The following is a 23,575-nucleotide window of genomic DNA, read 5'->3' as shown; positions in this document are numbered from 1 at the left end:
CCCTCGGGTGCCCGGCACCGCCACCACCCGGTGTGCTCAGCCGTGGGTGAAGTGCGGTGGGCGCTTGTCGACGAAGGCGGTCATGCCCTCCTTCTGGTCGGCGGTGGCGAACACCGCGTGGAAGAGGCGGCGTTCGAAGCGGACGCCTTCGGCGAGGGTGGTCTCGAAGGCGCGGTTGACCGCCTCCTTGGCCATCATCGCGACCGGCTTGGACATCTCGGCGACGGTCGTGGCCACGGCGAGGGCCTCGGCGAGCAGCTCGTCGGCGGGGACGATCCGGGAGACCAGGCCGGCGCGTTCGGCCTCGGCGGCGTCCATGGTGCGGCCGGTCAGGCACAGTTCCATGGCCTTGGCCTTGCCGACGGCGCGGGTGAGGCGTTGGGAGCCGCCGATGCCGGGGATGACGCCGAGCTTGATCTCGGGCTGGCCGAACTTCGCGGTGTCGGCGGCGAGGAGGACGTCGCAGAGCATGGCCAGTTCGCAGCCGCCGCCGAGCGCGTATCCGGAGACGGCGGCGAGGGTCGGGGTGCGGACCTGGCCGAGGCGGTCCCAGGCGGTGAACCAGTCGGTGAGGTACATGTCCATGTAGGACCGCGGGCGCATCTCCTTGATGTCGGCGCCGGCGGCGAACGCCTTCGGGGAGCCGGTGAGGACGATGCAGCCGACGTCCGGGTCCCGGTCCAGTGCCTCCGCGGCCGCCACCACCTCCGTCATGACCTGGAGGTTGAGGGCGTTGAGTGCTTCGGGGCGGTTGAGGGTGAGGACGGCGACGCGGCCCTTGCGTTCGAGGAGGATGGTCTCGTAGGCGGTCATGCGGTGGTTCCGTTCTGGTGCGGGGCGGCAGGTCGGAGGGTGCGGACGATGGCCGAGAAGTCGAGTGCGGCGCCCTCGCCCTCGGCGAACGCGGCGTACAGTTCGGCGGCCTTGAGGCCCAGCGGCGCGTCCACGCCGCCGGCGCGCAGCGCGTTGGCGGCGAGACCGAGGTCCTTGGCCATGAGGGGCGCGGCGAAGCCGGGGCGGTAGTCGCGGTTGGCCGGGCTCGTCGGGACCGGGCCCGGGACCGGGCAGTTGGTGGTGAGGGCCCAGCACTGGCCGGACGCGGTGGAGGCGACGTCGTAGAGGGCCTGGTGGTCGAGGCCGAGGCTCTCGGCGAGGACGAAGGCCTCGCTGACGCCGATCATGGAGACGGCGAGGATCATGTTGTTGCAGATCTTCGCGGCCTGTCCGGCACCGGCGGCGCCGCAGTGGACGGCCTTCCTGCCCATGGCGTCGAGCAGCGGCTCGGCGGCGGCGAACTCCTCGGCCCCGCCGCCGGCCATGAAGGTGAGCGTGGCCGCCTCGGCTCCCACGACCCCGCCGGACACCGGCGCGTCCAGCGCCCGGTGACCCGCGGCGACCGCGGCCTCGTGGGCGGTACGGGCGTCGGCGACGTCGATGGTGGAGCAGTCGATGAACAGGGTGCCGGGCCGGGCCGCGGCCAGCAGGCCCTGCTCTCGGTAGAGGGCCAGGACGTGGCGGCCGGCCGGCAGCATGGTGATGACCACGTCGGCCTCCGCGGCCGCTTCGGCGGCGGAGGCGGCGGGCTCGACACCGCCGCTGCCTGCGGCGGCCAGCAGGCCGGGGACGAGGTCGAAGCCGAGGACGCGGTGTCCGGCCCTGACGAGGTTGGCCGCCATGGGGCCGCCCATGTGGCCGAGCCCGATGAACGCGACGGTGCTGCTCACCAGACGACCTCCTGCGACGAAGCGGTCCCGACGCGTAGGAGCCGGAGTTCGTGCGCGTCGAGCGGGGCGAAGTACCGGTCCACGGCGCCGGGGCCGACCTCTTCCAGCGTGGCGGGGGACCAGCGCGGGTTGCGGTCCTTGTCGACGACCTGGGCGCGGATGCCCTCGACCAGGTCGGGGGAGGAGAGCGCCGCGCAGGAGACGCGGTACTCCTGTTCCAGGACGCGTTCCAGGGGCCCGAGCTGCCGGGCCCGGCGCAGCGCGGCCAGGGTGACCTTGACGGCCGTGGGGGACTTGGACAGCAGGGTGTCCGCGGCGGCCTTCGCGGCGGGTACGTCCGAGGACCGCAGGCGCGCGACGATCTCCTCGGCGCTGTCGGCGGCGTAGCAGTGGTCGATCCACTCGCGCGAGGTGCTCAGATCGCCGGACGGCGGCCGTCCCACGTGGCGTTCGAGTACGGAGTGCACGGAGTCCGAGGCCAGTTCGCGGGCGAGCGCGGGCAGGGCGGCCGAGGGGACGAAGTGGTCGGCGAGCCCGCACAGCAGCGCGTCGGCCGCGCCGACGGGCGCCCCGGTCAGGGCCAGGTGGGTGCCGAGTTCCCCCGGGGCCAGGGCGAGGAGGTACGTACCGCCGACGTCGGGGACGAAGCCGATGCCGGTCTCCGGCATGGCGACCTTGGACCGTTCGGTGACGATGCGGACGCTGCCGTGGGCGGAGACGCCGACGCCGCCGCCCATGACGATGCCGTCCATGAGGGCGACGTACGGCTTGGGGTAGCGGGCGATCAGGGCGTTGAGCCGGTACTCGTCGCGCCAGAAGTCCGCCGAGGCGGTGCCGCCGGTGCGGGCGTCCTCGTGGATGGCGCGGATGTCCCCGCCCGCGCACAGGCCGCGCTCGCCGGCGCCTTCGATGACGACGAGCTCGATGGCGGGGTCGTGCGCCCAGGTCGCGAGGGCCTGCTCGATGCGGAGCACCATGGGGTGGCTCAGGGCGTTCAGCGCTTCGGGGCGGTTGAGGGTGACGTATCCGGCGTGGCCCTCGGTGCGGAGGAGGACGTGGTCTTCGGCGTGGGCCGGGGAGTGGGCCGGGGAGTGGGCCGGGGCGTGGCCCGGTTCGGTTCGGTTGGTCATCGCAGGGTCTCCGTCAGTCCGCGCGCGACGATGACGCGCATGACTTCGTTGGTGCCTTCCAGGATCTGGTGGACCCGCAGGTCGCGGACGATCTTCTCGATGCCGTACTCGCTCAGGTAGCCGTAGCCGCCGTGCAGTTGCAGGGCGGCGTCGGCGACTGCGTAGCCGGTGTCGGTGGCGAACCGCTTGGCCATCGCGCACAGGCGCGGGGCCAGTGGATCCCCGCTGTCCAGGGCCTCGGCGGCCTGCCGGACCAGGGCCCGGGCGGCGGCCAGTTCGGTGGCCATGTCGGCGAGCCGGAACTGGAGCGCCTGGGCGTCCAGGAGACGGCTGCCGAAGGCCTCGCGGGTGGCGAGGTAGGACAGGCTGCGGTCCAGGGCGCTCTGCGCGCCGCCCAGTGAGCAGGCGGCGATGCCGAGGCGGCCGCCGTTGAGGCCGTTCATGGCGATGCGGAAGCCGTCGCCCTCGGAGCCGAGGCGCCGGTCGGCGGGGACGCGGACGCCGTCGAGGACCACCTGGCGGGTGGGCTGGGCGTTCCAGCCCATCTTCCGTTCGTTGGGGCCGAACGAGACGCCCGGGTCGTCGCGTTCGACGACGAAGGCGGAGATCCCGGCGGGTCCCGGCTCGCCGGTCCTTGCCATGACGACGTAGACGCCGGCCGCTCCGGCGCCGGAGATGAACTGCTTGACGCCGGTCAGGACGTAGTGGTCGCCCTGCCGTTCGGCGCGGGTGCGCAGGGCGGCGGCGTCGGAGCCGGCGCCCGGTTCGGTGAGGCAGTAGCTGCCCAGGGTCGCGGCGGAGCAGAGGCCGGGCAGCCAGCGGGCGCGCTGGGCGGCGTCGCCGTAGCGGTCGATCATCCAGCCGACCATGTTGTGGATGGAGAGGTAGGCGGCGATGGAGGGGCAGCCGGTGGCGAGGCTCTCGAAGACGAGGACGCCGTCGGCGCGTGACAGTCCCGAACCGCCGTGCTCCTCGCGGACGTAGACCCCGCCGAGCCCGAGCGCGGCGGCCCGGCGGATGACGTCGACGGGGAAGTGCTTGTCCTGGTCCCAGGCCACGGCATGCGGGGCCAACTGCTCCTGGGCGAAGTCGAGGGTGACCTCGGCGAGGGCGAGCTGGTCCTCGGTGAGGGTGGTGGTCACGGCGCTCACCCCATCGTCGGGATGGTGAAGCTCGCGCCCTCCTTGACCCCGGAGGGCCAGCGCGAGGTGACGGTCTTGGTACGGGTGTAGAAGCGGATCGAGTCCGGCCCGTGCTGGTTGAGGTCGCCGAAGCCGGACTTCTTCCAGCCGCCGAACGTGTGGTACGCGACCGGCACCGGGATCGGGACGTTGACGCCGACCATGCCGGTGTTGACCCGGCGGGTGAACTCGCGGGCGGTGTCCCCGTCCCGGGTGAAGATCGCGACGCCGTTGCCGAAGGGGTGCTCGCTCGGCAGGCGCAGCGCCTCCTCGAAGTCGGCGGCGCGGACCACCGACAGGACGGGGCCGAAGATCTCCTCGCGGTGGATGCGCATCTGCGGGGAGACCCGGTCGAAGAGCGAGGCTCCCGCGAAATAGCCGTTCTCGTGCCCGTCCAGGGTGAACCCGCGCCCGTCGACGACGAGTTCGGCGCCCTCGTTGACGCCGATGTCGACATAGCGGCGCACCCGGTCGAGGGCGTCGCGGCTGACCAGGGGACCGAAGTCGGCGTCGGGGTCGTCCGAGCGCCCGATCTTCAGGGTCGCGATCCGGTCCTTGAGCGCCGCCACCAGCCGGTCGGCGGTCTCCTCGCCCACGGGGACGGCCACGGAGATCGCCATGCAGCGTTCGCCCGCCGAGCCGTAGCCGGCGCCGATCAGGGCGTCGACGGCCTGGTCGAGGTCGGCGTCCGGCATCACGATCATGTGGTTCTTGGCCCCGCCGAAGCACTGGGCGCGCTTGCCGTGCGCGGCGGCGGTGGCGTAGATGTGCGCGGCGATCGGCGTGGAGCCGACGAAGCCCAGGGCCTGGACGCGGGGGTCCTCGAGGAGGGTGTCGACGGCTTCCTTGCCGCCGTTGACCACGTTGAGGACGCCCGGCGGCAAGCCGGCTTCCAGGAACAGCTCCGCGAGGCGCAGCGGTACGGAGGGATCGCGCTCGGACGGCTTGAGGATGAACGCGTTCCCGCAGGCCAGAGCGGGTGCGGCTTGCCACAGCGGGATCATGGCGGGGAAGTTGAACGGGGTGATGCCGGCGACGACGCCGAGGGGGCTGCGCAGGGAGTGCACGTCGATGCCGGTGCCGGCGTTGTCGGTGAACTCCCCCTTGAGAAGGTGGGGGATGCCTGCGGCGAACTCGACTACCTCCAGGCCGCGTTGCAGGTCGCCGTGGGCGTCGGCGACGGTCTTGCCGTGCTCGGCGGACAGCAGCCGCGCGAGGCTGTCGCGCTCGCCTTCGACGAGCTGGAGGAAGCGCAGCAGCACGCGGGCCCGGCGCTGCGGGTTCCACTGCCCCCATTCCGCCTGCGCCTCTTCGGCGTTGGCGATCGCCGCCTCGGTGTCGGCTCGTCCCGCGAGCGGGACCCGGGCCTGGACGGTGCCGGTGTTGGGGTCGTACACGTCGGCGAAGAGGCCGGAGGTTCCGGTGGTGTGCTTCCCGCCGATGAAATGGGTGAGTTCACGGACCATGGGTGCCTGCTCTCGTCAGGTTGGATCCGGGGATGGCACGGCACGCCGACGGACCGCACCCGGGTGGGGGTGCGCCGCGGGGGAAAGCCGTGAGAACTACGAGCGCGCGAAATCGGTGTGTGCGCGCTCCGCCGGATCACCAGGGTCGTGGGTACAAACCGGTGCCATGCGTGTCTGCTCCATCCTCGTGGACAACACGGAACATCCGCGGCCGGTATCCTGACTCCCGGATCCCCGCGCGCCGCCCGCCTTCCCGACAGACCTCGTCAGTGGCGTGTGGATGGCAGCACACTCCCCGGTCACAGTGGCGGGACCGTGCCGGTTTCTCACCGGCTTCCCTGCACCGCGGACCTTGTGCCACGAACATATAGTTGGACGTCCTAGTAAGTCCAGAGCCGACGCTCGGGCGGGCCTGGAGCCGACGTGTGCGCAGATCGCTCAGTCCTGGTCGGTCCGAAGGCGCTGCCGTTCTCGTCCACCGCAAGGGCGCGGCCCAGCGGCGGGACCGCCCGCTGGGGGCAGCTCAGGCGGAAGGTCTTGCCGCCGCTGGTGGAGGTTGTCTCGTCGCGCCACACCAGCCGCGAGACGGTGGAGGCGTCCGCCTGCGACACCCTGGGCAAGACGGTCATCCGCTCCCAGGACCGGGCGGGATTCGTCTGCGGAGGGTGCAGGCGGGCCTGCTGGGCCGCAAGATCGGCCGGGGGTTCCACCCCTACGACCGGGACTGCCGAGGGACCCGGTGGAGCGGCCGGGTGCCTGGCCGGGATGCCGTGCGGCGGTGGTGCGTCAGCTCTGGGCGGGGGCCTCGCCCGCCTGGTCGGTGGCGGCGTCGGCGGCGGCCGCCTTCTCACGCATCTTCCGCACCAGCTCCGCCTTGCGGTCGGCGGCGCCCTGGCGGTCCAGGTTGCGGTGCGGACCGTTGTTCTGCCGTTCGGCGCGGGACTGCCTCTTGCGCTGGCCGCCGCCCTGGCCCACGGGGTTGTTGATGTTCTTGCTGTCGGTCACGGGTTCTCCCGGTGGTGATGTGCAGTGATCTGTGGATTCATCGGTGGGGGGACGGGCGCGGCGACGTGGAAGGGCGTCAGCAGGGGCCCGTCAGGCCCTCACTCGAAAATCGGTGTCTGGAAGAACATGACAACGACGTTACCCGGTTTCGCGGGCCCCGCGGCCACCGGACCGGGTTCCCGCGGCAGGGCTCCCGCCGGCACGGCGTAGCCGTCGCGCCGGGAACGGCGGCCCGGTCCGGCGCCCTCAGCCCGACTGCGGCCGGGCCGCGGCGCCGTCCCCGGACTCCGGTCCGGTGACGGTGATGGCCCCCGACGGACACACCCCGGCGGCCATCCGCGCGGCCGCGAGCAGGGCGGCGTCCGGTGCGGTCCGCAGCAGGACCACCAGGCCGTCGTCGGGATCCTGGTCGAACACGCCGGGGGCGGTCATGGCGCACATCCCGGCGCCGATGCAGCGTGCGCGGTCGACGTCCAGGCGGGCCGGGTTCACCGCGGGTCCCAGGTGACCGGCAGGCTCTTGACGCCGTAGATGTCGGCGGTCTCCGGGCGCAGCCGGACCTCGTCGGCCGGTACGGCCAGGCGCAGCGTCGGGAAGCGGTCCAGCAGCGCGCGGAACGCCACCCGCATCTCGACGCGGGCCAGTTGCTGGCCCAGGCACTGGTGGATGCCGTGGCTGAAGGCCAGGTGGCCGTCGTACGGGCGCCGGATGTCGAGCGCGTCCGGGTCGGTGAAGCGGGCGGGGTCGCGGTTGGCGGTGTTGAACGACAGCACGACCGTCGTGCCGGCCTCGATGGTGTGGCCGCCCACCTCGACGTCCTCCAGCGCCGTGCGGTGGAAGGTCTTGGCGACGCTCAGGTAGCGCAGCAGCTCCTCCACCGCCCCGTCGGTGAGCGAGGGGTCGGCGCGCAGGGCGGCCAGCTGCTCCGGGTTGCTCAGCAGGGCGAACGTGCCGAGGGAGAGCATGTTCGCGGTGGTGTCGAAGCCGGCCGCCAGCAGGATGAGGCTGATCCCCTTGAGCTCCTCGTCCGTCAGATCGCTGTCGGTGAGCTCGCTCAGCACGTCGTCGGTGGGGTGGGCCCGCTTCGCCGCCACCAGGCGCGCGAGGTACTCCTGGGTGGCGGTGTAGGCGGCGATCAGCTCCTCGTCGCCGACCTCCCCGCCCATGAACGCGTCGATCTGCTCCTGGAAGGAGGCGCGGTCCTCGTAGGGCACGCCGAGGATCTCGCAGATCACGATGGTGGGGATGGGCTTGGCGAACGCGGTCACCAGGTCGGCCGAGGGACCCGCCGCCTCCATGGCGTCCAGGCACTCGGCGGTGATCTGCCCGATGCGCTCGGTCAGCATCCGCATCCGCCGCACGGTGAACTTCCCCACCAGGGGCTTGCGGTAGCGGCCGTGCTGCGGCTCGTCCATCAGGAGGAACTCGCCGGGCGGGGCCGCGGGGAGCTCGAAGTCGACGATGTTCATCAGCTCCTTGCGCGAGCTGAAGCGGGGGTCCGCCAGCACCGACCGCACCAGGTCGTACCCGGTGATCAGCCAGCCGGGCTTCCCGCCGACGTGGGTGAAGCGGCTGATGGGACCGTGCCGCTGGGCCTCGCTCAGCTCGGCCGGCGGGTCGAAGGGGCACCCGGACCGGCGTTCCGTCGGCATCGCCTCGACCGTGTGCGGGGACTCGCTCATGACGCTTTCCTCATCTCGCGATATGACGCGTTTTCTGTCCCTCGAAAGCTACGTTGCATTCATCATGCAGTCAACGGATTGCATGCATATGTGCAGGTGAATGGCGGTAAATTGATGCAATGGCCCTGTCGTCGAATGCAACGGTGCGTTGCAATGGATGGTGGTGAAGGCAATGGGCGGGCGGGTCGGTCAGCCGGTCGGTCGGTCGGCCGGTCAGGCGTCGAGGGCGGTGATGATCTCGTCCGTGGTCCCGATCCGGCCGAGGCGGGGGAAGATCTTGCCGAAGGTGTGGGCGTGGGAATCGGCGTCGGTGTCGGTGGTGGCGTCCTCGGCGAAGGTCAGCTCGTAGCTGTGCTCCCAGGCCGAGCGGGCGGTGGATTCCACTCCGATGCTGGTCGAGATGCCGCCCAGCACGATCCCCGTGACCCCGCGGCGCCGCAGTTGCAGGTCGAGCTCGGTGCCGGTGAACGCGCCCCAGTGGCGCTTGGTGACCACGATGTCGCCGTCGCCGACGAGCCCGGGCGGGAACACGGAGAACTCGGCCGGCGGGGCGGCGGTGGGCCCGGGACGTTCGGCGCGGCCGCGGGGCAGGTCACCGCCGTCGGGGGACCAGGCCACCCTGACCAGTACGACCGGGAGCCGGCGGGCGCGGAAGGCCTCGGCGAGCCGGATCCCCTGCGCCAGGATCCGGTCGGCGGGGGTGGCGGTGGGCAGGGCCAGGATGCCCTGCTGGAGGTCGATCAGGACCAGGGCGGTGGTGCGGTCGAGGCTGAGGTCGGACATGGGTGGCTCCTCGGTGGTTCGGCTCCCGGCGGCGGTCCGCCGGGGCGTGGGGTGCGGGGCGGCCTCGCCGTGGCGCCGGTGACGCGGGGGATCAGTCCTCGGCCAGCCGCCGCAGCAGGGCGGCCGCTTCGGCGACGGTCCGCCGTTCGGGTCCGGTGAGGCGTTCGGCCATCAGCTCGGCGAGCCGCCCGTGACCCGCGGCCTTGCGGTCGTGCAGGAAGCCGCGCCCGCGGGCGGTCAGGGCGATGTACCGGCGGCGCCCGTCGGTGGGGTCCGCGGCGCGCTCCACGTACCCGCCGGCCTGCAGGGCGTCGACGGTGGCGATGACCGACTGGGGGCGGATCCGCTCTGCCCTGGCCAGGTCGGTGGCGGTCATCGGCCCTTCCCGCTCCAGGCGCTTGAGCACGGACGTCTGCGACAGGGTGACCTCCCCGGACGCGGAGGTCGCGCGCATCCGCCGCACCAGCAGGCTCACGGCCAGTTGCAGTTCCTCGGCCGTCTCCAGCAGTTCCCGGTCGTCGCCCATGGCCGGAGCATAACGGTCAAACAGTCAAACTACCAAGGTTGACTTACTGATGACCCCCTACCCGGGTAGGGGGTCGTTTGGCGCTGCGGAGGGACGCGGTCTACGAGGGCCGGAACCTAGATTCGAGGTGTCGGCAGAGGGGCCGGCCCGAGAGTGGGGAAAGAGACCATGGCTGTCATCGCGCCGCGCCGCACCACCGCCGCCACCGACGCCGCGCAGGCCCGGCCGGGGCTCCTGCGGACGGAGTTCGTGCGCCGCGTCGGGCACGCCGCCCTGCTCCTGCCGGTCCTGCTGGGGACCGCGGGCGCGGTGGCGGCCGGCCGGGCCGACGTGGCGCGGCGCTGGTGGGCCCGTTCCGCCGGGCAGGGGCCGGCCGCGCCGGCCGGCCGCGAGGGGCCCGGGAGCGCCCGGCTGCTGGCGCACTCGCTGCTCTGTCTCCCGCTGGGCCTCCTGACGTTGATACCGCTCGGGGTACAAGTCCTCTTCGTGCTGCGCGGGATGCTGTACCCGGTGGTCCAGGCCGGTCCCTACACCACCGCGTGGGGCGGACCGTCCCTGGCCGGGGCCTGGCTGGCGCACTTCGGGGTCGGCCTGCTGTCCGCGGCCGTCGGGCTGGGCGTCCTGTGGCTGCTGGACCGGCTGCACACCCGGCTGGCGGGCGGTATGTGGGGCCGCCGGGTCGGCATATGGCCGGTGCTGGGCGTCGTGGCCTCGTTCGTGGCCGGCGTCATGCTGGTCATCGCCTGGACGCATCAGCTGTGACCCCGGTCCGGATCCCCGCCGTCGCCGTACGATGATCGCGATGAAGATCAGCTTTCCGGAACGCCGACTCCGGGCCCTCGCCGCCGACTTGGGCGCCGCCGTGTGGGGCGACCTGGCACGGCCGTCGATCCCCTTCCCGGGCGGCCCGCGCGGACGGCGGACCCTGACCGCGGTGGTCTGGCTCCTGGCGGTGACGCTCTACTTCGCCGGAACCCTGGACCTCGCCCAGCACTACCGCCTGGGCTACGGCCCGGCCATGGCCCTGACCGTCGCCCGCGTCGTCCCGGTCGTCCTGGCCCTCAGCCGCCCCCGCACGGCCTGGTGCACCCAGCTCGTCGTGACGGTGGCGGTCGCCGCCCTGACCCGGCCCTCCTCCCCGGCGGAGCCCTGGCCCTGGGCCGTGACCTCCGTGCTCGCCCTCACGGTGACGCTCACCGTGGTCGGGCTGCGGGCCTCCCGCCGCGCGATCCTGGCCATGTGGCTGGAGGTGCTGGCCGCCGGAGCCGTGCTGGCCGCGCTGGTCCCGCGGCACGGAGGCTGGTTCGCACTGCTGCCGCTGACCGTCATCCTCGCGGTGGCCGCCATTACCGTGAATGCGGTCCGCGGCCGCGGCGACGTCCAGGCCCGCCTCGCCCTGGCCGAGGAGCGCGGCGCCGCCGAGGAGGCCAGGGCCTCCCTCCTGGAGGAGCGGGCCCGCATAGCCCGCGAACTCCACGACGTGGTGGCCCACCACATGTCCGTGATCACCGTGCAGGCCGACAGCGCCCCCTACCGCGTGGCCGACGTCTCCCCCGGCGCCGCCGAGGAGTTCGGGGCGATAGCCGCCGAAGCACGCCGCTCACTGGCGGAGATGCGCCGCCTGCTGCACGTCCTGCGCAACGAGGAGTCCCCGGACGGCGAGAACACCCCGCAGCCGGGCCTGCGGGACCTGCCCGCCCTCGTGGAGACCACGCGCCGCGCCGGGGTCGACGTCCGGCTGGACCTGGACGGCCGGATCGGCGAGCTGCCCGCGGCGGTCGGGCTGTCCGCCTACCGCCTGGTCCAGGAGGCGTTGAGCAACGTGGTGCGCCACGCGCCCGGCGCCCGGGCGGACATCCGGGTCCGGCAGGGCGGAGCCGCACTGCACATCGGTGTCGTCAACGAGCCGCCGCCGCAGGGGCGCCGGGCCGCGGAACCCGTCGAGCGGCGGGCCGGCGGCCACGGCCTGGTCGGCATGCGGGAGCGGGTCGCCATGCTCGACGGCGAGTTCACCGCCGAGCCCCTCACCGGGGGCGGCTTCCGGGTCGCCGCGGTCCTGCCCGTACCCGCCCCCCTGCCCGTGCCCCCGGCCCCGACCCCGACCCCGACCCCGACTTCCTGAGGAACGCCGTGACCATCAGAGTGCTCATCGTCGACGACCAGGCCATGATCCGTGCGGGTTTCGGCGCCCTGTTGAACGCACAGCCCGACATCGAGGTGGTGGGCGAGGCGGGCGACGGCCGGGAGGGCATCGAGCTCTGCGCCGCGCACCGGCCCGACGTCGTCCTCATGGACGTCCGGATGCCGGTCCTGGACGGCCTGGAGGCCACGCGCCGCCTGATGGCCCCGCCGCCGGGGACGGGGCACCGCCCCCGGGTCCTGATGCTGACCACCTTCGACATCGACGACTACGTGTACGACGCGCTGGCCGCCGGGGCCAGCGGCTTCCTGCTCAAGGACGCCCCGCCCGCCGACCTGATCCAGGCCGTACGGGTCGTCGCGGCAGGGGAGGCGCTGCTCTCGCCCCGGGTCACCCGGCGCCTGATCGAGGGCTTCGTCCGCAGCCGCCCCCCGGCCCGGCCCGCCGAGGGCCGGCTGCACGGGCTGACCCCGCGCGAGACCGAGGTCCTCGTCCAGGTCGCCCGGGGCCGGTCGAACGCCGAGATCGCGGGGGAGCTGTTCCTGGCCGAGCAGACGGTGAAGACCCATGTGAGCCGGATCCTCGACAAGATCTCGGCCCGCGACCGGGCCCAGGCGATCGTGTTCGCGTACGAGAGCGGGCTGGTCAAGGCCGGCGAAGCCGACTGAGCCGTCGGCGCCGGGCGCCGCACGGCGTGCCCGGCGGCGGCCGTGACCGTAGCGTGGGAGGAGGGCCGGCCGGGCCCGCCCGTGGAGGGAGCGCCATGCGCCGACGCCGATATCCGCCGATCGGGGACCACGGGCTGATCGGGGACCTGCGCACGGCCGCGCTGGTCTCCTCCGAAGGCGTCCTCGACTGGTTCTGCGCCCCGCGCTTCGACTCGCCCAGCCTGTTCGCCTCCCTCCTCGACCACGACCGCGGCGGACACTTCGCCATCGCGGCCGAGGCGCGGGACCCCGTCACCCGGCAGCTGTACCTGGCCGACACCGCAGTCCTCGTCACCCGGTTCATGACCGGCGAGGGGGTCGGCGAGGTCGTCGACTTCATGCCCCTGGGGGAGGCCGAGGCGCCCGACGACCGGCACCGGATCATCCGCATCATGCGCGTCACCCGCGGCACCGTCCGGTTCCGCATCGACTGCCGGCCCGCCTTCGACTACGGGCGCGCCGGGCACCGCCTGGCGGTGGAGGCGGACACGGCACGGTTCGGCGGACCCGAGGTCTCGGCGTTCCTCCAGCTCAGCGGTCCGGCGCGGATGTGGCAGGACGGGACCGGCGTGCAGGGCGAGGCGGAGCTGGGGCAGGGCGGGCTCGCGGCGGCCGTGCTGACGGTCTGCCACGACCCCGCCGCCGGGCCGCCCGAGCCGATGACCGAGGCGGAGCTGCGCCGGGCGTTCCGGTCCACCTACGACCACTGGCACCGCTGGCTGAGCCGCAGCCGCTACCGGGGCCGCTGGCAGCAGATGGTCAACCGCTCGGCGATCACCCTCAAGCTGATGACGTACGCACCCACCGGCGCCCCCGTGGCCGCCGTCACCATGGGCCTGCCCGAACGGATCGGCGGGGAGCGGAACTGGGACTACCGCTACACCTGGGTGCGGGACGCCTCGCTGTCGGTCAAGGCCCTGCTCGACCTGGGGCTCGAGGACGAGGCCGAGGCGTTCCGGCGCTGGCTGGGGGCCCGCGTCCACAAGGGCGGGACGGTGACCGGCGAGCCGCTGCAGATCATGTACCGGGTCGACGGCGACCCGAGCCTCGAGGAGCAGGTGCTCGGGCACCTGGAGGGGTACCGGGGATCCGCACCCGTACGGCTCGGCAACGGGGCGGCCGGGCAGCTCCAGCTCGACATCTACGGCGAGGCCGTGTTCGCCCTCAGCCACGCCGCGGACCTGGCCCAGCTGGCCGGGTACGACGGCTGGCGGAACCTGAGCGACCTCCTCGACTGGCTCGCCCGCTCCTGGGACCGTCCCGACGAGGGCATCTGGGAGACCCGCGGCGGCCGCCGGGACTTCACCTACAGCCGGCTGATGTGCTGGTCGGCCTTCGACCGGGGCATCCGGCTCGCCGCGGAACTGGCCCGCCCCGCCGACGTGGCCGCCTGGACCGCCGCACGGGACGCCGTCTTCCACCAGATCATGGAGCGGGGCTGGAGCGAGCGCCGCGGCGCCTTCGTCCAGCACTTCGACGGCGAGGTGCTGGACGCCGCCCTGCTGCTGATGCCCACGGTCGGCTTCGTCTCCCCGAAGGACCGGCGCTGGCTGTCGACCCTCGACGCGATCGAGGCCGGGCTGGTCTCCGACAGTCTGGTGCACCGCTACGACCCGCAGGAGTCACCGGACGGACTCAGCGGCGACGAGGGCACGTTCTCCCTGTGCACCTTCCTCTACGTGGGCGCCCTGGCCCGCGCCGGCCGCCTCCAGGCGGCCCGGTACGCCTTCGACAAGATGCTCACCTACGCCAACCACGTCGGCCTGTTCGCCGAGGAGATCGGACCGACCGGCGAGCAACTGGGCAACTTCCCCCAGGCGTTCACCCACCTCGCACTCATCGCCGCGGCGCTCTCCCTGGACGAGGAGCTGGACCGCGCGGGACGCGCCTGAGGCGCCCTGTCGCAGAACGCACCCGTTCCCCTACAGTGCGTGATGCCCGTACCGGTCGAAAAACGGATGGACCGTACGGGTGCCCTTGCGGAACACTGCGGAACCTTCTCTGACGGTCCGACACAGCAGGGTTGGTACGGGAATGCCAGAATCGTCCAAGAGTTCGCCGAGCAGGGGCTCGGTGTTCCTCGCACTCCGCTACTACGGCCGGGAGCTGGCCCGGCTCAAACGCTGGACCGCCCCCGCGATGCTGCTCCCGGCACTGGGCAACATCGGCATCAACTACGTGGCGCCGCTGGTCGTCGCCAAACTCGTCGGGCGGATCTCGGAGGGCGCCGCCACCCGAACGGGTGACATGCTCCCCTACGTCGTGGGATTCGCCGTCGTCCTCCTCCTCTCCGAGGGGATGTGGCGCCTGGGACTGCACTGCCTCAACCGGGTCGACGCCCTGGGCGTCGAGCGCCTGTACGTCATCGGCCTGGACGAACTCTTCGCCAAGGACGCCGCGTTCTTCCACGACAACTTCGCCGGCTCGCTGACCAAGCGGGTCCTGAGCTTCGCCTCCCGCTTCGAGGAGTTCGTCGACGCGCTCACCTTCAACGTCGTGGGGCGGCTGGTCCCGCTCGTCTTCGGGTCGGTGGTGCTCTGGCGCTACGATCCGCTGCTCGTCGTCGGGCTCCTGGTGATGATCGTCGTGACCGCCGTGGGCGTGGCCCCCCTGATCCGCCGCCGACAGGCGCTGGTCGACCTCCGGGAGGAGGCGATCGCCCGGGTCTCGGGGCACGTCGCCGACAGCCTGATGAACATGGACACGGTGCGGGCGTTCGCAGCCGAGGAGCGCGAGGCCGCCGAACACCGCTCCCGGGTCGCGGAGTCGCGCCGACTCATGCTGCGCTCCTGGGACTACGGCAACCTGCGCATCGACACCATCGTCGCGCCCATGTCCGTGCTGACCAACGCGCTGGGGCTGTTCCTCGCCGTCGCGCTCGCCGGCAGCGGCCACGGGGTGGAGGCGGTCGTCGTCGCCTTCACCTACTACGGCAACGCCACCCGCATCATGTTCGAGTTCAACCAGATCTACCGCCGGCTGGAGAGCTCGATGACGGAGGCCGCGCAGTTCACCGAACTGCTGCTGACCCCGCCGAAGGTGCTCGACCCGGTGTGCCCGGAGCCGCTGCGGCGGCAGGCCGCCGACGTGTCCTTCGAAGGGGTGCGCTTCACCCACGCGGGTGGCACCGAGCCGCTCTTCGACGGCCTGGACCTGGCCGTCTCCGGAGGCTCGAAGATCGGCCTCGTCGGCCGGTCCGGCGGCGGCAAGACCACCCTCACCCGGCTGCTGCTGCGGATGACGGACATCGACGCCGGGCGGATCCGGATCGGCGGCCAGGACATCAGCCGGCTCTCCCAGCGCGACCTGCGCGGCCTGATCGGCTACGTGCCGCAGGACCCGGCCATGTTCCACCGCACCCTGCGCGAGAACATCGCCTTCGCCCGGCCGGACGCCACCGACGCCGAGATCCGCCGCGCGGCCGAGGCGGCGCACGTCACCGAGTTCGCCGACGCCCTCCCGGACGGCTTCGACACCATGGTGGGGGAGCGCGGCGTCAAGCTCTCCGGCGGGCAGCGCCAGCGGGTCGCCCTCGCCCGGGCCATCCTGCGCGACGCGCCGGTCCTGCTGCTGGACGAGGCGACCAGCGCCCTGGACTCCGAGAGCGAGCTCCTCGTCCAGGACGCCCTGTGGCGGCTCATGGAGGGCCGGACCGCGCTGGTGGTGGCGCACCGGCTGAGCACGGTCGCCACGATGGACCGCCTCGTCGTCCTCGACCGCGGCCGCATCGTGGAGCAGGGCACGCACCAGCAGCTGCTGGCCGCCGAAGGGGCCTACGCCAGGCTCTGGCAGCACCAGTCGGGCGGCTTCCTCGACGACACCCCCGCACGGGCGGACCTGCGCTAGCGGGTGGGGGTGGCTGCGTCCGTTCGGGCGAGACGGAGCGGTCCGCCCCCTCGCCGCGGCCTGGCCGGTCACGGCGGACCGGCGCCGGACGGGGTATGCATGCATAGTGTGCCGGTGCCGGGGCAGGTGCAGGGAAGCGCGCGGGAAGGGTGATGCCGGATGGTGATGCCGGGAACGGAAGACGAACGGTTCAGCGTCGCGGTCCGGACGGTGGACGGCGCGGTCCTCCTCACGCTCGGCGGCGAGCTGGACCACGACACGGCCGAGCCCCTCCGGCAGGCCCTGACGGCGGCCGCCGTCAGGGGCGGCCGGCTGGTGGTGGACATGTCCGGGCTCCGGTTCTGCGACTCCACCGGGCTGAACGCCCTGCTGCACGGGCGGATCGCCATCGAGGAGGCGGGCGGTTCCCTGGAGCTGGCCGGACTCGGCGGCCCGGTCGCCCGGATGTTCCGCATCACCGGGGCGGACGCGGTCTTCCCCGTCCACGAAGACGTGACGCAGGCGCTGGGCTGAGACCCGGCCGGCGGCGACCGAGGAGAGGGGGAGGAGGGCCATGGGACAGGCGGGCTCGGTCAACCGGAGCTGGCTCCTGGTCCTCGACGGGCTCCCGGACCCGGTCTCGCACGCCCGCGACTTCACCCGACGGGCCCTGACCGCCTGGCACTGGCTGCCCGCGGCGACGCCGGAGGGCCGGCAGGCGGCGGAGGACGCCCTGCTGCTGGTCTCGGAGGTGGTGGCCAACGCCTGCCGGCACGGGGGCGGGCCCGGGGCCCTGGTACTCGACTGCACGGACGACCGGCTCCGGATCGAGGTCACGGACACCGACCCGGCGCCCCCCGTCCCGTCCGGGTCCGGCGCGGGTCCCGGATCCGGACGCCGGGGCGCCGCCGGGTGGCCGGGCGGGTACGGGCTGCTCATCGTGGACCGCCTGGCCCGGGCCTGGGGCTGGCGCCCGGGAGCGGTCGGCAAATGCGTCTGGCTGGAGGTGCCCTGCCCGCCCGACATCCGCTGCCCGCCCGGGGCGCGGGCCCGGGCGGGGCTCGCCGCAGAACGTCCGGGGTGACGTCCCGGGTGCCGTCCCGGGTGACGTTCGGGGTGACGTTCGGGCCGAAGCCGTTCAGACATGACAAGATCGTCAGAAAGGATCTTCAGAGGGCCGCGGAGCCGACATACTGACGCCTGTGAAGACCGAAGACGAGACCGTTCAGATCGGCACCGAGGGCTGTACGGGCCTGATCACCCTCAACCGTCCCGAGGCCCTCAACGCCCTCACCCGTCCCATGGTGCTGAGGATCGCGGAGGCGCTGAGCGCCTGGGAACACGACCCCGCCGTCCGGCAGGTGCTCCTCCGCGGGGCCGGTGAACGGGGCCTCTGCGCGGGGGGCGACATCCGCGCCATCCACGCCGACGCGAAGGCGGGCACCACCGACTCGCTCGCCTTCTGGCGCGACGAGTACCGGCTGAACGCCCGCATCGCCCGCTACCCCAAGCCGTACGTGGCCCTCATGGACGGGATCGTCATGGGCGGCGGGGTCGGCCTGTCGGCCCACGGCGGCGTCCGGATCGTCACCGAACGCTCCCGGGTGGCCATGCCCGAGACCGGCATCGGCTTCGTCCCCGACGTCGGCGGCACCTACCTGCTCTCCCGCGCCCCCGGCGAACTCGGCACGCACCTCGCCCTCACCGGTACGGCGGTCGGCCCGGGCGACGCGGTCCTGTGCGGGCTCGCCGACCACTACCTGCCGTCAGACTGGCTGGAGGAGTTCACCCGGGAGCTCACCCTCGCCCCCGTCGCCGAGGTGCTGGGCAAGTTCGACGGTGCCACCGCCCCGGCGGTCCCGCTCGCCGCCGAGCGGGAGTGGATCGACCACTGCTACGCCGCCGACACCGTCGAGGAGATCCACCGGCGGCTGCTGGCCACGGGCCTGCCCGCCGCGCGCGAAGCCTCGCAGATCCTGCACGCCAAGTCCCCGACCTCGCTGAAGGTCACCCTCGCCGCCCTGCGCCGGGCCCGCGGGCTGGACTCGCTGGAACAGGTGCTGGAGCAGGAGTACCGGGTCTCCAGTGCCGCGCTGTCCGGCCCCGACCTCGTCGAGGGCATCCGCGCCCAGGTGATCGACAAGGACCGCCGGCCGCGCTGGTCCCCGGCGGCCCTCGTCCAGGTCCGCGCGGCGGCGGTGGACCGGTTCTTCGCGCCGCTCGGCGAGGGCCGCGAACTGACCTTCCCCTGAGGCGGGTTCAGCTCCCGCCGAGCCGGGTCGCCAGGCCGTCGAGGACCCGCTGGAGTCCGTAGTCGAAGTTCTCGTCGCGCAGCCGCGCCGGGTCCTTGCCCTGCCAGGCGGCGGCGTGGTCCTGCGTCAGCGGATGCTCCTCCAGGGCCTGCTGGGAGGCGGGCACCAGGGACTCCAGCCACTCGCTCTCGCTCTTGCCGCTGCGGGCGAGGAGGGAGAGGTAGGAGGCCTCGCTGGTGGCCGCGCCGAGCACGTACGACATGACGGCCTTCATCGCCAGGTCCGCCTCGGTCTTCGGGAACCCGGCCGCCAGCGCCATGGCCAGCATCCGCTCCGACATGCGCATCAGGTTGGGGCCCAGGTGCGCGAGACCCACCTGGCCGAGGACGGACGCCACCCAGGGGTGGCGCAGGACCATGGCGCGCAGGCTGTGCCCGCTGTGCGCCAGGGCCTCGCGCCATCCGTCCGGGCCGGTGACGGCGGGGAGTTCGAGCTCGCCGTAGACCTCGTCCACGACCAGTTCGATGAGCTCGTCCTTGTTGGCCACGTGCCGGTAGAGGGACGTGGCGGCCGTGCCCATTTCCGTGCCCAGCTTGCGCATGCTCAGCGCCTCGATGCCTTCGGCGTCCAGCAGCCGGACGGCCGCCGCGACGATCTGCTCCTGGCTGAGCGCGGGCTGCTCCTTCTGCCGGCGGGGCCGGGCCCAGACGGAGGGGACGGGGGCGGAAGTCTGCTGCTCTGGAGAGGACATGCCCCCACCCTACCGCGCTGCGCACGCTGTACGCACTGTGCGTACACCTGGATGGCGGGTCGGTTCGGAAAAGTGCCCCGGCGCCCGCCGCAGACGCCCCGCGGCGGGGCTGGACGGGGGTGTCCGCGTCCGTACGGGAGGGGGCGGGAGGGGGCGGTCGCGACCGCGGCCGGCGTCGGGCGTGCGGCCGTACGCGCGATCCGCGCAGGGCCTGTGACCTGCGCGGACACGGGTGATCTCGATACGATGTGCCCCTGGGGAAAGGGGAGTTCATGGACCGGAACATACGCTCGGTGGACGACGTGCTGAGCCTGCTGGACGGACTGTTCGCACCGGGGGCGGACCGCTGGACGGCCGCCGGGGCGGACTGGTGGGACGGCTTCTACGCCGACCGCTCCAAGCCGGTGCCGTTCTTCGTCGCGAAGCCCGACGAGAACCTCGCCTCCCACCTCGAACGCGGCCTGATCACCCCCGGCCGCGCCCTCGACCTCGGCTGCGGCCCCGGCCGCAACGCCCTCCACCTCGCCTCCCTGGGCTTCGAGGTGGACGCCGTGGACCTCTCCCCGACGGCCCTCGCCTGGGCCGGGGACCGTGCCCGGGAGGCGGGCGCCGACATCCGCTTCCACCAGGGCGACGCCTTCGCCCTCGCCGCGGCCGGCGAACTCGGCGGCCCCTACGACCTGGTGTACGACTCCGGCTGCTTCCACCACCTGCCGCCGCACCGCCGCGTCAGCTACCTCACCCTCCTCGAACGCCTCCTCGCCCCCGGCGGCCACCTCGGCCTCACCTGCTTCGCCTCCGGCGCGATGGGCTCCGAACTCCCCGACGCCGCGCACTACCGCGAGGGCGGCCTCGGCGGCGGGCTCGCCTACACCCCCGAATCCCTGCGCTGGATCTTCTCCGACCTCCAGGAGCGGGAGATCCGCCGGATGCGCGACGAACCGCAGGAGTCCCCGCACTTCGGCGAAGCCTTCCTCTGGACCGCCCTCTTCCGCCGCCCCGCCGCACACCCGTAGGCCCTGGAGCACCTCCTGGGCCGGCGGGCCTGACGCGGGCCTGACGGCTACGGCTGCGGCTGCGGTACCGGACCCGAGGGCGGGGAGAGCTCCGTGCTCAGCCAGCCCAGCGCGTCGGGGTACATCCCGGTCCACGTCTGGAAGTTGTGGCCCCCGGCCGGCCGGACGAGCGTCTTCACCCGGACCCCGCTGCCCTGCGCCGCCCGGGTGAAGGCGGCCAGCTGCTTCGGCGGGCTGTCCCGGTCCTGGGCGGAGGTGGCCAGGAACAGCCCGACGTCCTCGCCCTTGGCCTGCCCGATCAGCCACATCGGGCTGTTGTGCTCCCGCAGCACCGGATCGGGCAGCACCTCCGGGTCCCCGGTCAGCGGATCGGGGTCCAGGGCCGCGCCCGCGCGGAACACCTTCGGGTACTGCAACGGCAGCTTCACCGCACAGAACGCCCCCGTCGACACCCCCATCAGCCCCCACCCCTTCGGCTCGGGCAGGGTGCGGAAGTTCTTGCGGACCAGGTCCGGGACGTCCTGCGCGAGCCAGGTGGCGATCTTGCGCTGCGGGGTGTCGCTGCAGTCGGTGTTCACCCCACCGGGGTACAGCTCCGGGATGACGAGGATGAACGGCTGCGCCGCCCCGAGCCGCACGAGCTGCTCCAGCGCGTCCGGCATCGAGCCCAGGTCGATCCAGGAGCGGGGCGTGCCCGGGTAGCCGTGCAGCAGCGTCACCACCGGGAACCGCGTCTTCTGGGCGCCCGGGGCGTCGTACCCGGGGGGCGTCCACACGATCACCTGGCCGGCGAGCTTCGAGTGGCTGCCCCGGAAGTAGGTGCTCCGGGTGCCGTTCTCCCCCGGGGTGAAGCGGGCCCGGCCGAGCGGGGGCCCGGTCATCGCCGAGGCTCCGGCGTCCTCGCCGGTGCCCAGCAGGTCGTCCCAGGAGGCGTACAGCCCGTAGCCGTCGTTGATCCAGGCGGCCACCGCGCCGATGGCCGTCAGCTGGCACACCCCGATCATCAGCACCCGGGCCACCCAGCGCACCACGCCCGGACCCGGCACCCGGTTCCACAGCAGCAGCGCCAGGAGCATGGCCAGCGCGGTGACGGCGATCAGCGTGACGAGGAACGACGTGCTGGTCAGCTCCACGGCGTCGGCTCCTGACGTACGGTCACATGTCGTCATCCCACCGGGGATGCCCGGTATCCCACCACAATGTACGGGCCCGCAACCGCTACGCGTGGACGCTCACCGTGACGGAATGCCAGCCCGTCGCCCCGTCGGGGAGGGTGTCGCGGCGCTCCTGCGTCTGCACCTCTCCCCGCCCGTCGGTCGCACGGACCTCCAGGGTGTGCTCGCCGGGCGCCGCCTCCCACGGCCACACCCACTGCCGCCAGGTGTCGGTGCCGTCCGCGTCGCCGAGCCGGGCCTCGTGCCAGGGGCCGCCGTCGGCCCGTACCTCCACCCGGGCGATGCCCCGGTGCTGCGCCCACGCCACCCCGGCCACGGCCACCGGCCCCGGCGCGAGCTTCGCGAAGGCCCGCGGGGTGTCGATCCGGGACTGCGTCTTGACGGGCGCCTGCTGGGCCCAGGAACGGCGCACCCAGTACGCGTCGTACGCCGCGAAGGTGGTCAGCCGCAGCTCCGTCAGCCACTTGCAGGCGGACACGTACCCGTACAGGCCCGGTACGACCATCCGGACCGGGAAGCCGTGCGCGAAGGGCAGCGGGCCGCCGTTCATCCCGACGGCGAGCAGTGCGTCCCGGCCGTCCATCACCGTCTCGACCGGGGTGCCGATCGTCATCCCGTCCACGGAGCGCGCCACCAGCTGGTCGGCGGGGCCGCCCCGGGAGGGCGGCCGCACCCCGGCCTCGCGCAGCAGGTCGGCCAGGCGGACGCCGAGCCAGCGGGCGTTGCCCACGTACGGGCCGCCGACCTCGTTGGACACGCAGCACAGGGTGATGTCGTGTTCGGTCAGCGGCCGGGCCAGCAGGTCCGCCAGCGTGAGGGTGAGGGGCCGGGACACGCCGTCGCCGTGCAGGGTCAGCCGCCAGGTGCGGGCGTCGACGCGGGGTACGACGAGGGCGGTGTCCACGCGGTAGAAGTCCGGGGCCGGAGTGAGGAACGGCCCGACGCCCGGCACGCGCAGGTCCGCCCCGGCGGGCACCGGCGGCGCGGGCTCGGCGGGGGGCGGCAGCACCAGGTCCGCCCGGGAGGCGGTGGCCCCGGCCGAGCCGTGGGCGCCGAGCCGGCGCCCGGCGTATCCGGCGACCGCCGAGGCGGCGACGGTGGCCGTGAGGAGGCGGGCGAAGGCGCGCCGGTCCATCGGCCAGGTCCCGCCGGTCCGGCCCGCCCCGGGACGGGGCCGCCGGAGGACCGTCACCAGCAGGTACAGGGCGATGGCGGCGGCCGCGGCGGCGGCCAGGGAGGGCAGGGCGTCCTTCCACCCGGCCTCGGGGCGGCTGAGCGCGGCCGCCGCCCCCAGCACCCCGACCGCCGCCGCGAGGGCGCAGCCGGTGCGGGGGTGCCGGACGGCGAGGACGCCGGTGCCGGCGGCGAGTACGGCCAGGACGAGGGTGATGCCGAGGGTCAGCACCAGCTTGTCGGAGGTGCCGAAGGTCCGGACGGCCCATTCCTTGACGGCGGCCGGCGTACGGTCCACGACGGCCCCGCCGACCGCGGTGAGGGGGGAGGCCTCCGGGCGTACGAAGGCGGCCGCGAGCTCGCCGACCGCCAGGCCGGCGAAGGCGGCGGCGACGCCGCTGGCCGCTCCGGCCGCGCCGGGGTGTGCGGGGCGTGCCATGGCGCACCTCCCTCGGTCGGGGCCCTCCCGCCAACATAGCCCCGCCGGGCCGCCGCGCGGAGCGGTCAGGCTTCCGGGGCGGGGCCGGTGGCCGGGGCCGGCCCGCCGCGGGCGCCGGGCTCCGGCGGGTCGGCGTACGGGGCCGGGGCGGCGGGTCTGCGTTTGCGGAGTTCCACCACGCCGTCGGTGATGCCGGCGGCCCGGGGCCGCTCCTGGGCGTTCTCGCACATGTCGGTGCACTCCTGTCGGCTCTCGTGGCCCGTGGGCGCCGGAAGGGGCGGCCGCCGGATCGTTCCGGCGGCCGCCCCTCTGCCGCTGCGGGTCAGTGAACCCAGAGCCCGCAGCGGACGGGGCCGCCCGCGAGCCGATTCCCCCGGAAGAGTGAAGCGGGGCCCGCCGTCGTCACGCCGGGAGGGACCACGCCTGGTCCGCCCGGTGGTCGCCGCAGGCGGCCAGCCGCAGCCGTTCGGCCGCCGCGCCGGCCGTCAGGCAGGCGCCGGAGGCCTCCTCCACCAGCGATCCGTCCCGCCGGTGGCGCCAGCTCTGCCCCGCCCGGCGGCCGGGCGCGCAGCCGGCCAGTTCCACCAGACCGTCCGAGCC

At 73.6% G+C, this 23,575-nt stretch carries 24 protein-coding genes, 1 pseudogene and 1 riboswitch; of the genes and pseudogenes, 10 read left to right on the top strand and 15 right to left on the bottom strand.

The window, feature by feature from the left end; all coding sequences use genetic code 11:
• Positions 1 to 36: 36 nt before the first annotated feature.
• The 5 genes from ACFVXK_RS26050 to ACFVXK_RS26030 are packed head-to-tail and all read right to left on the bottom strand — an operon-like array spanning position 37 to position 5,501.
• Positions 37 to 813: an enoyl-CoA hydratase gene (locus ACFVXK_RS26050; RefSeq protein WP_389615588.1), complete on the bottom strand. Its 777-nt coding sequence runs from the start codon at positions 811 to 813 to the stop codon at positions 37 to 39.
• The gene (mmsB, locus tag ACFVXK_RS26045) at positions 810 to 1,724 is read right to left on the bottom strand and encodes a 3-hydroxyisobutyrate dehydrogenase (RefSeq protein WP_389615586.1); all 915 of its coding nucleotides are present in this window, start codon (positions 1,722 to 1,724) and stop codon (positions 810 to 812) included. The genes ACFVXK_RS26050 and mmsB overlap by 4 nt, the downstream gene beginning before the upstream one ends.
• Positions 1,721 to 2,854, bottom strand: coding sequence for an enoyl-CoA hydratase/isomerase family protein (locus ACFVXK_RS26040; protein ID WP_389615584.1), 1,134 nt, complete (start codon positions 2,852 to 2,854; stop codon positions 1,721 to 1,723). The genes mmsB and ACFVXK_RS26040 overlap by 4 nt, the downstream gene beginning before the upstream one ends.
• On the bottom strand, positions 2,851 to 4,005 hold the full coding sequence (locus ACFVXK_RS26035; RefSeq protein ID WP_389615582.1) for an acyl-CoA dehydrogenase family protein: 1,155 nt from the start codon (positions 4,003 to 4,005) through the stop codon (positions 2,851 to 2,853). Before ACFVXK_RS26035 ends, ACFVXK_RS26040 begins: the two co-directional genes overlap by 4 nt.
• Positions 4,002 to 5,501 carry a CoA-acylating methylmalonate-semialdehyde dehydrogenase gene (locus ACFVXK_RS26030; RefSeq protein WP_389615580.1) on the bottom strand — a complete coding sequence of 500 codons (1,500 nt, stop codon included), beginning with the start codon at positions 5,499 to 5,501 and terminating at the stop codon, positions 4,002 to 4,004. Before ACFVXK_RS26030 ends, ACFVXK_RS26035 begins: the two co-directional genes overlap by 4 nt.
• Positions 5,502 to 5,692: 191 nt before the next feature.
• Positions 5,693 to 5,878: riboswitch (cobalamin riboswitch) on the bottom strand.
• A gap of 166 nt (positions 5,879 to 6,044) precedes the next feature.
• Here ACFVXK_RS26030 and ACFVXK_RS26025 point away from each other — a divergent pair.
• Positions 6,045 to 6,158, top strand: a pseudogene (locus ACFVXK_RS26025) (3-hydroxybutyryl-CoA dehydrogenase); the annotation flags it as partial.
• 129 nt (positions 6,159 to 6,287) lie between these two features.
• Here the strand turns inward: ACFVXK_RS26025 and ACFVXK_RS26020 are convergent.
• The 5 genes from ACFVXK_RS26020 to ACFVXK_RS26000 form a co-directional block, all read right to left on the bottom strand.
• Positions 6,288 to 6,506, bottom strand: coding sequence for a DUF6243 family protein (locus tag ACFVXK_RS26020; protein ID WP_389615578.1), 219 nt, complete (start codon positions 6,504 to 6,506; stop codon positions 6,288 to 6,290).
• Between the two features lie 246 nt (positions 6,507 to 6,752).
• A complete protein-coding gene (locus ACFVXK_RS26015) occupies positions 6,753 to 6,998 on the bottom strand; it encodes a ferredoxin (RefSeq protein WP_389615576.1) in 246 nt (81 codons plus the stop codon).
• Positions 6,995 to 8,188, bottom strand: a complete 1,194-nt coding sequence (locus ACFVXK_RS26010) for a cytochrome P450 (RefSeq protein ID WP_389615574.1) — start codon at positions 8,186 to 8,188, stop codon at positions 6,995 to 6,997. The genes ACFVXK_RS26015 and ACFVXK_RS26010 overlap by 4 nt, the downstream gene beginning before the upstream one ends.
• A 213-nt stretch (positions 8,189 to 8,401) precedes the next feature.
• Positions 8,402 to 8,971 carry a hydrolase gene (locus ACFVXK_RS26005; protein WP_389615572.1) on the bottom strand — a complete coding sequence of 190 codons (570 nt, stop codon included), beginning with the start codon at positions 8,969 to 8,971 and terminating at the stop codon, positions 8,402 to 8,404.
• A 91-nt stretch (positions 8,972 to 9,062) separates the two neighbouring features.
• A complete protein-coding gene (locus ACFVXK_RS26000) occupies positions 9,063 to 9,497 on the bottom strand; it encodes a MarR family winged helix-turn-helix transcriptional regulator (RefSeq protein WP_389615570.1) in 435 nt (144 codons plus the stop codon).
• Positions 9,498 to 9,665: 168 nt separating this feature from the next.
• Here ACFVXK_RS26000 and ACFVXK_RS25995 point away from each other — a divergent pair, with 168 nt between their 5' ends.
• The 8 genes from ACFVXK_RS25995 (at position 9,666) to ACFVXK_RS25960 (ending at position 18,421) form a co-directional block, all read left to right on the top strand.
• Complete coding sequence (locus tag ACFVXK_RS25995) at positions 9,666 to 10,259, top strand: hypothetical protein (protein WP_389615568.1); 594 nt, start codon at positions 9,666 to 9,668, stop codon at positions 10,257 to 10,259.
• Between the two features lie 40 nt (positions 10,260 to 10,299).
• On the top strand, positions 10,300 to 11,619 hold the full coding sequence (locus ACFVXK_RS25990; protein WP_389615566.1) for a sensor histidine kinase: 1,320 nt from the start codon (positions 10,300 to 10,302) through the stop codon (positions 11,617 to 11,619).
• An 8-nt stretch (positions 11,620 to 11,627) separates the two neighbouring features.
• Positions 11,628 to 12,305, top strand: coding sequence for a response regulator (locus ACFVXK_RS25985; protein ID WP_389615564.1), 678 nt, complete (start codon positions 11,628 to 11,630; stop codon positions 12,303 to 12,305).
• Positions 12,306 to 12,400: 95 nt separating this feature from the next.
• Positions 12,401 to 14,236: a glycoside hydrolase family 15 protein gene (locus ACFVXK_RS25980; protein WP_389615562.1), complete on the top strand. Its 1,836-nt coding sequence runs from the start codon at positions 12,401 to 12,403 to the stop codon at positions 14,234 to 14,236.
• Between the two features lie 142 nt (positions 14,237 to 14,378).
• A complete protein-coding gene (locus ACFVXK_RS25975) occupies positions 14,379 to 16,190 on the top strand; it encodes an ABC transporter ATP-binding protein (protein ID WP_389615560.1) in 1,812 nt (603 codons plus the stop codon).
• Positions 16,191 to 16,355: 165 nt separating this feature from the next.
• Positions 16,356 to 16,703: an STAS domain-containing protein gene (locus ACFVXK_RS25970; protein ID WP_389615558.1), complete on the top strand. Its 348-nt coding sequence runs from the start codon at positions 16,356 to 16,358 to the stop codon at positions 16,701 to 16,703.
• A gap of 40 nt (positions 16,704 to 16,743) precedes the next feature.
• Positions 16,744 to 17,253, top strand: a complete 510-nt coding sequence (locus tag ACFVXK_RS25965) for an ATP-binding protein (RefSeq protein ID WP_389615556.1) — start codon at positions 16,744 to 16,746, stop codon at positions 17,251 to 17,253.
• Between the two features lie 118 nt (positions 17,254 to 17,371).
• The gene (locus ACFVXK_RS25960; RefSeq protein ID WP_389615554.1) at positions 17,372 to 18,421 is read left to right on the top strand and encodes an enoyl-CoA hydratase/isomerase family protein; all 1,050 of its coding nucleotides are present in this window, start codon (positions 17,372 to 17,374) and stop codon (positions 18,419 to 18,421) included.
• Between the two features lie 7 nt (positions 18,422 to 18,428).
• Here ACFVXK_RS25960 and ACFVXK_RS25955 read toward each other — a convergent pair whose 3' ends face one another.
• Positions 18,429 to 19,172 carry a TetR/AcrR family transcriptional regulator gene (locus ACFVXK_RS25955; protein WP_389615552.1) on the bottom strand — a complete coding sequence of 248 codons (744 nt, stop codon included), beginning with the start codon at positions 19,170 to 19,172 and terminating at the stop codon, positions 18,429 to 18,431.
• A 272-nt stretch (positions 19,173 to 19,444) separates the two neighbouring features.
• Here ACFVXK_RS25955 and ACFVXK_RS25950 point away from each other — a divergent pair, with 272 nt between their 5' ends.
• A complete protein-coding gene (locus ACFVXK_RS25950; RefSeq protein WP_389615550.1) occupies positions 19,445 to 20,188 on the top strand; it encodes a class I SAM-dependent methyltransferase in 744 nt (247 codons plus the stop codon).
• A gap of 47 nt (positions 20,189 to 20,235) precedes the next feature.
• Here the strand turns inward: ACFVXK_RS25950 and ACFVXK_RS25945 are convergent, their stop codons facing one another.
• From ACFVXK_RS25945 to ACFVXK_RS25930, 4 genes are all read right to left on the bottom strand, one after another.
• On the bottom strand, positions 20,236 to 21,321 hold the full coding sequence (locus ACFVXK_RS25945) for an alpha/beta hydrolase (protein ID WP_389615548.1): 1,086 nt from the start codon (positions 21,319 to 21,321) through the stop codon (positions 20,236 to 20,238).
• An 85-nt stretch (positions 21,322 to 21,406) separates the two neighbouring features.
• Complete coding sequence (locus ACFVXK_RS25940; RefSeq protein WP_389615546.1) at positions 21,407 to 22,975, bottom strand: molybdopterin-dependent oxidoreductase; 1,569 nt, start codon at positions 22,973 to 22,975, stop codon at positions 21,407 to 21,409.
• 65 nt (positions 22,976 to 23,040) lie between these two features.
• Entirely contained in the window at positions 23,041 to 23,205 is a 165-nt protein-coding gene (locus ACFVXK_RS25935; RefSeq protein WP_389615544.1) for a hypothetical protein, read from the bottom strand.
• Between the two features lie 172 nt (positions 23,206 to 23,377).
• A partial coding sequence (locus ACFVXK_RS25930) for a ricin-type beta-trefoil lectin domain protein (protein ID WP_389615542.1) occupies positions 23,378 to 23,575 on the bottom strand: 198 nt, incomplete at its 5' end.

It is taken from the genome of Streptomyces sp. NPDC058157, from assembly GCF_042884105.1.
Classification (GTDB): Bacteria; Actinomycetota; Actinomycetes; order Streptomycetales; family Streptomycetaceae; genus Streptomyces.
The sequence above is the reverse complement of the archived record's forward strand: the minus strand, read 5'-3'. Positions and strand labels throughout refer to the sequence as shown.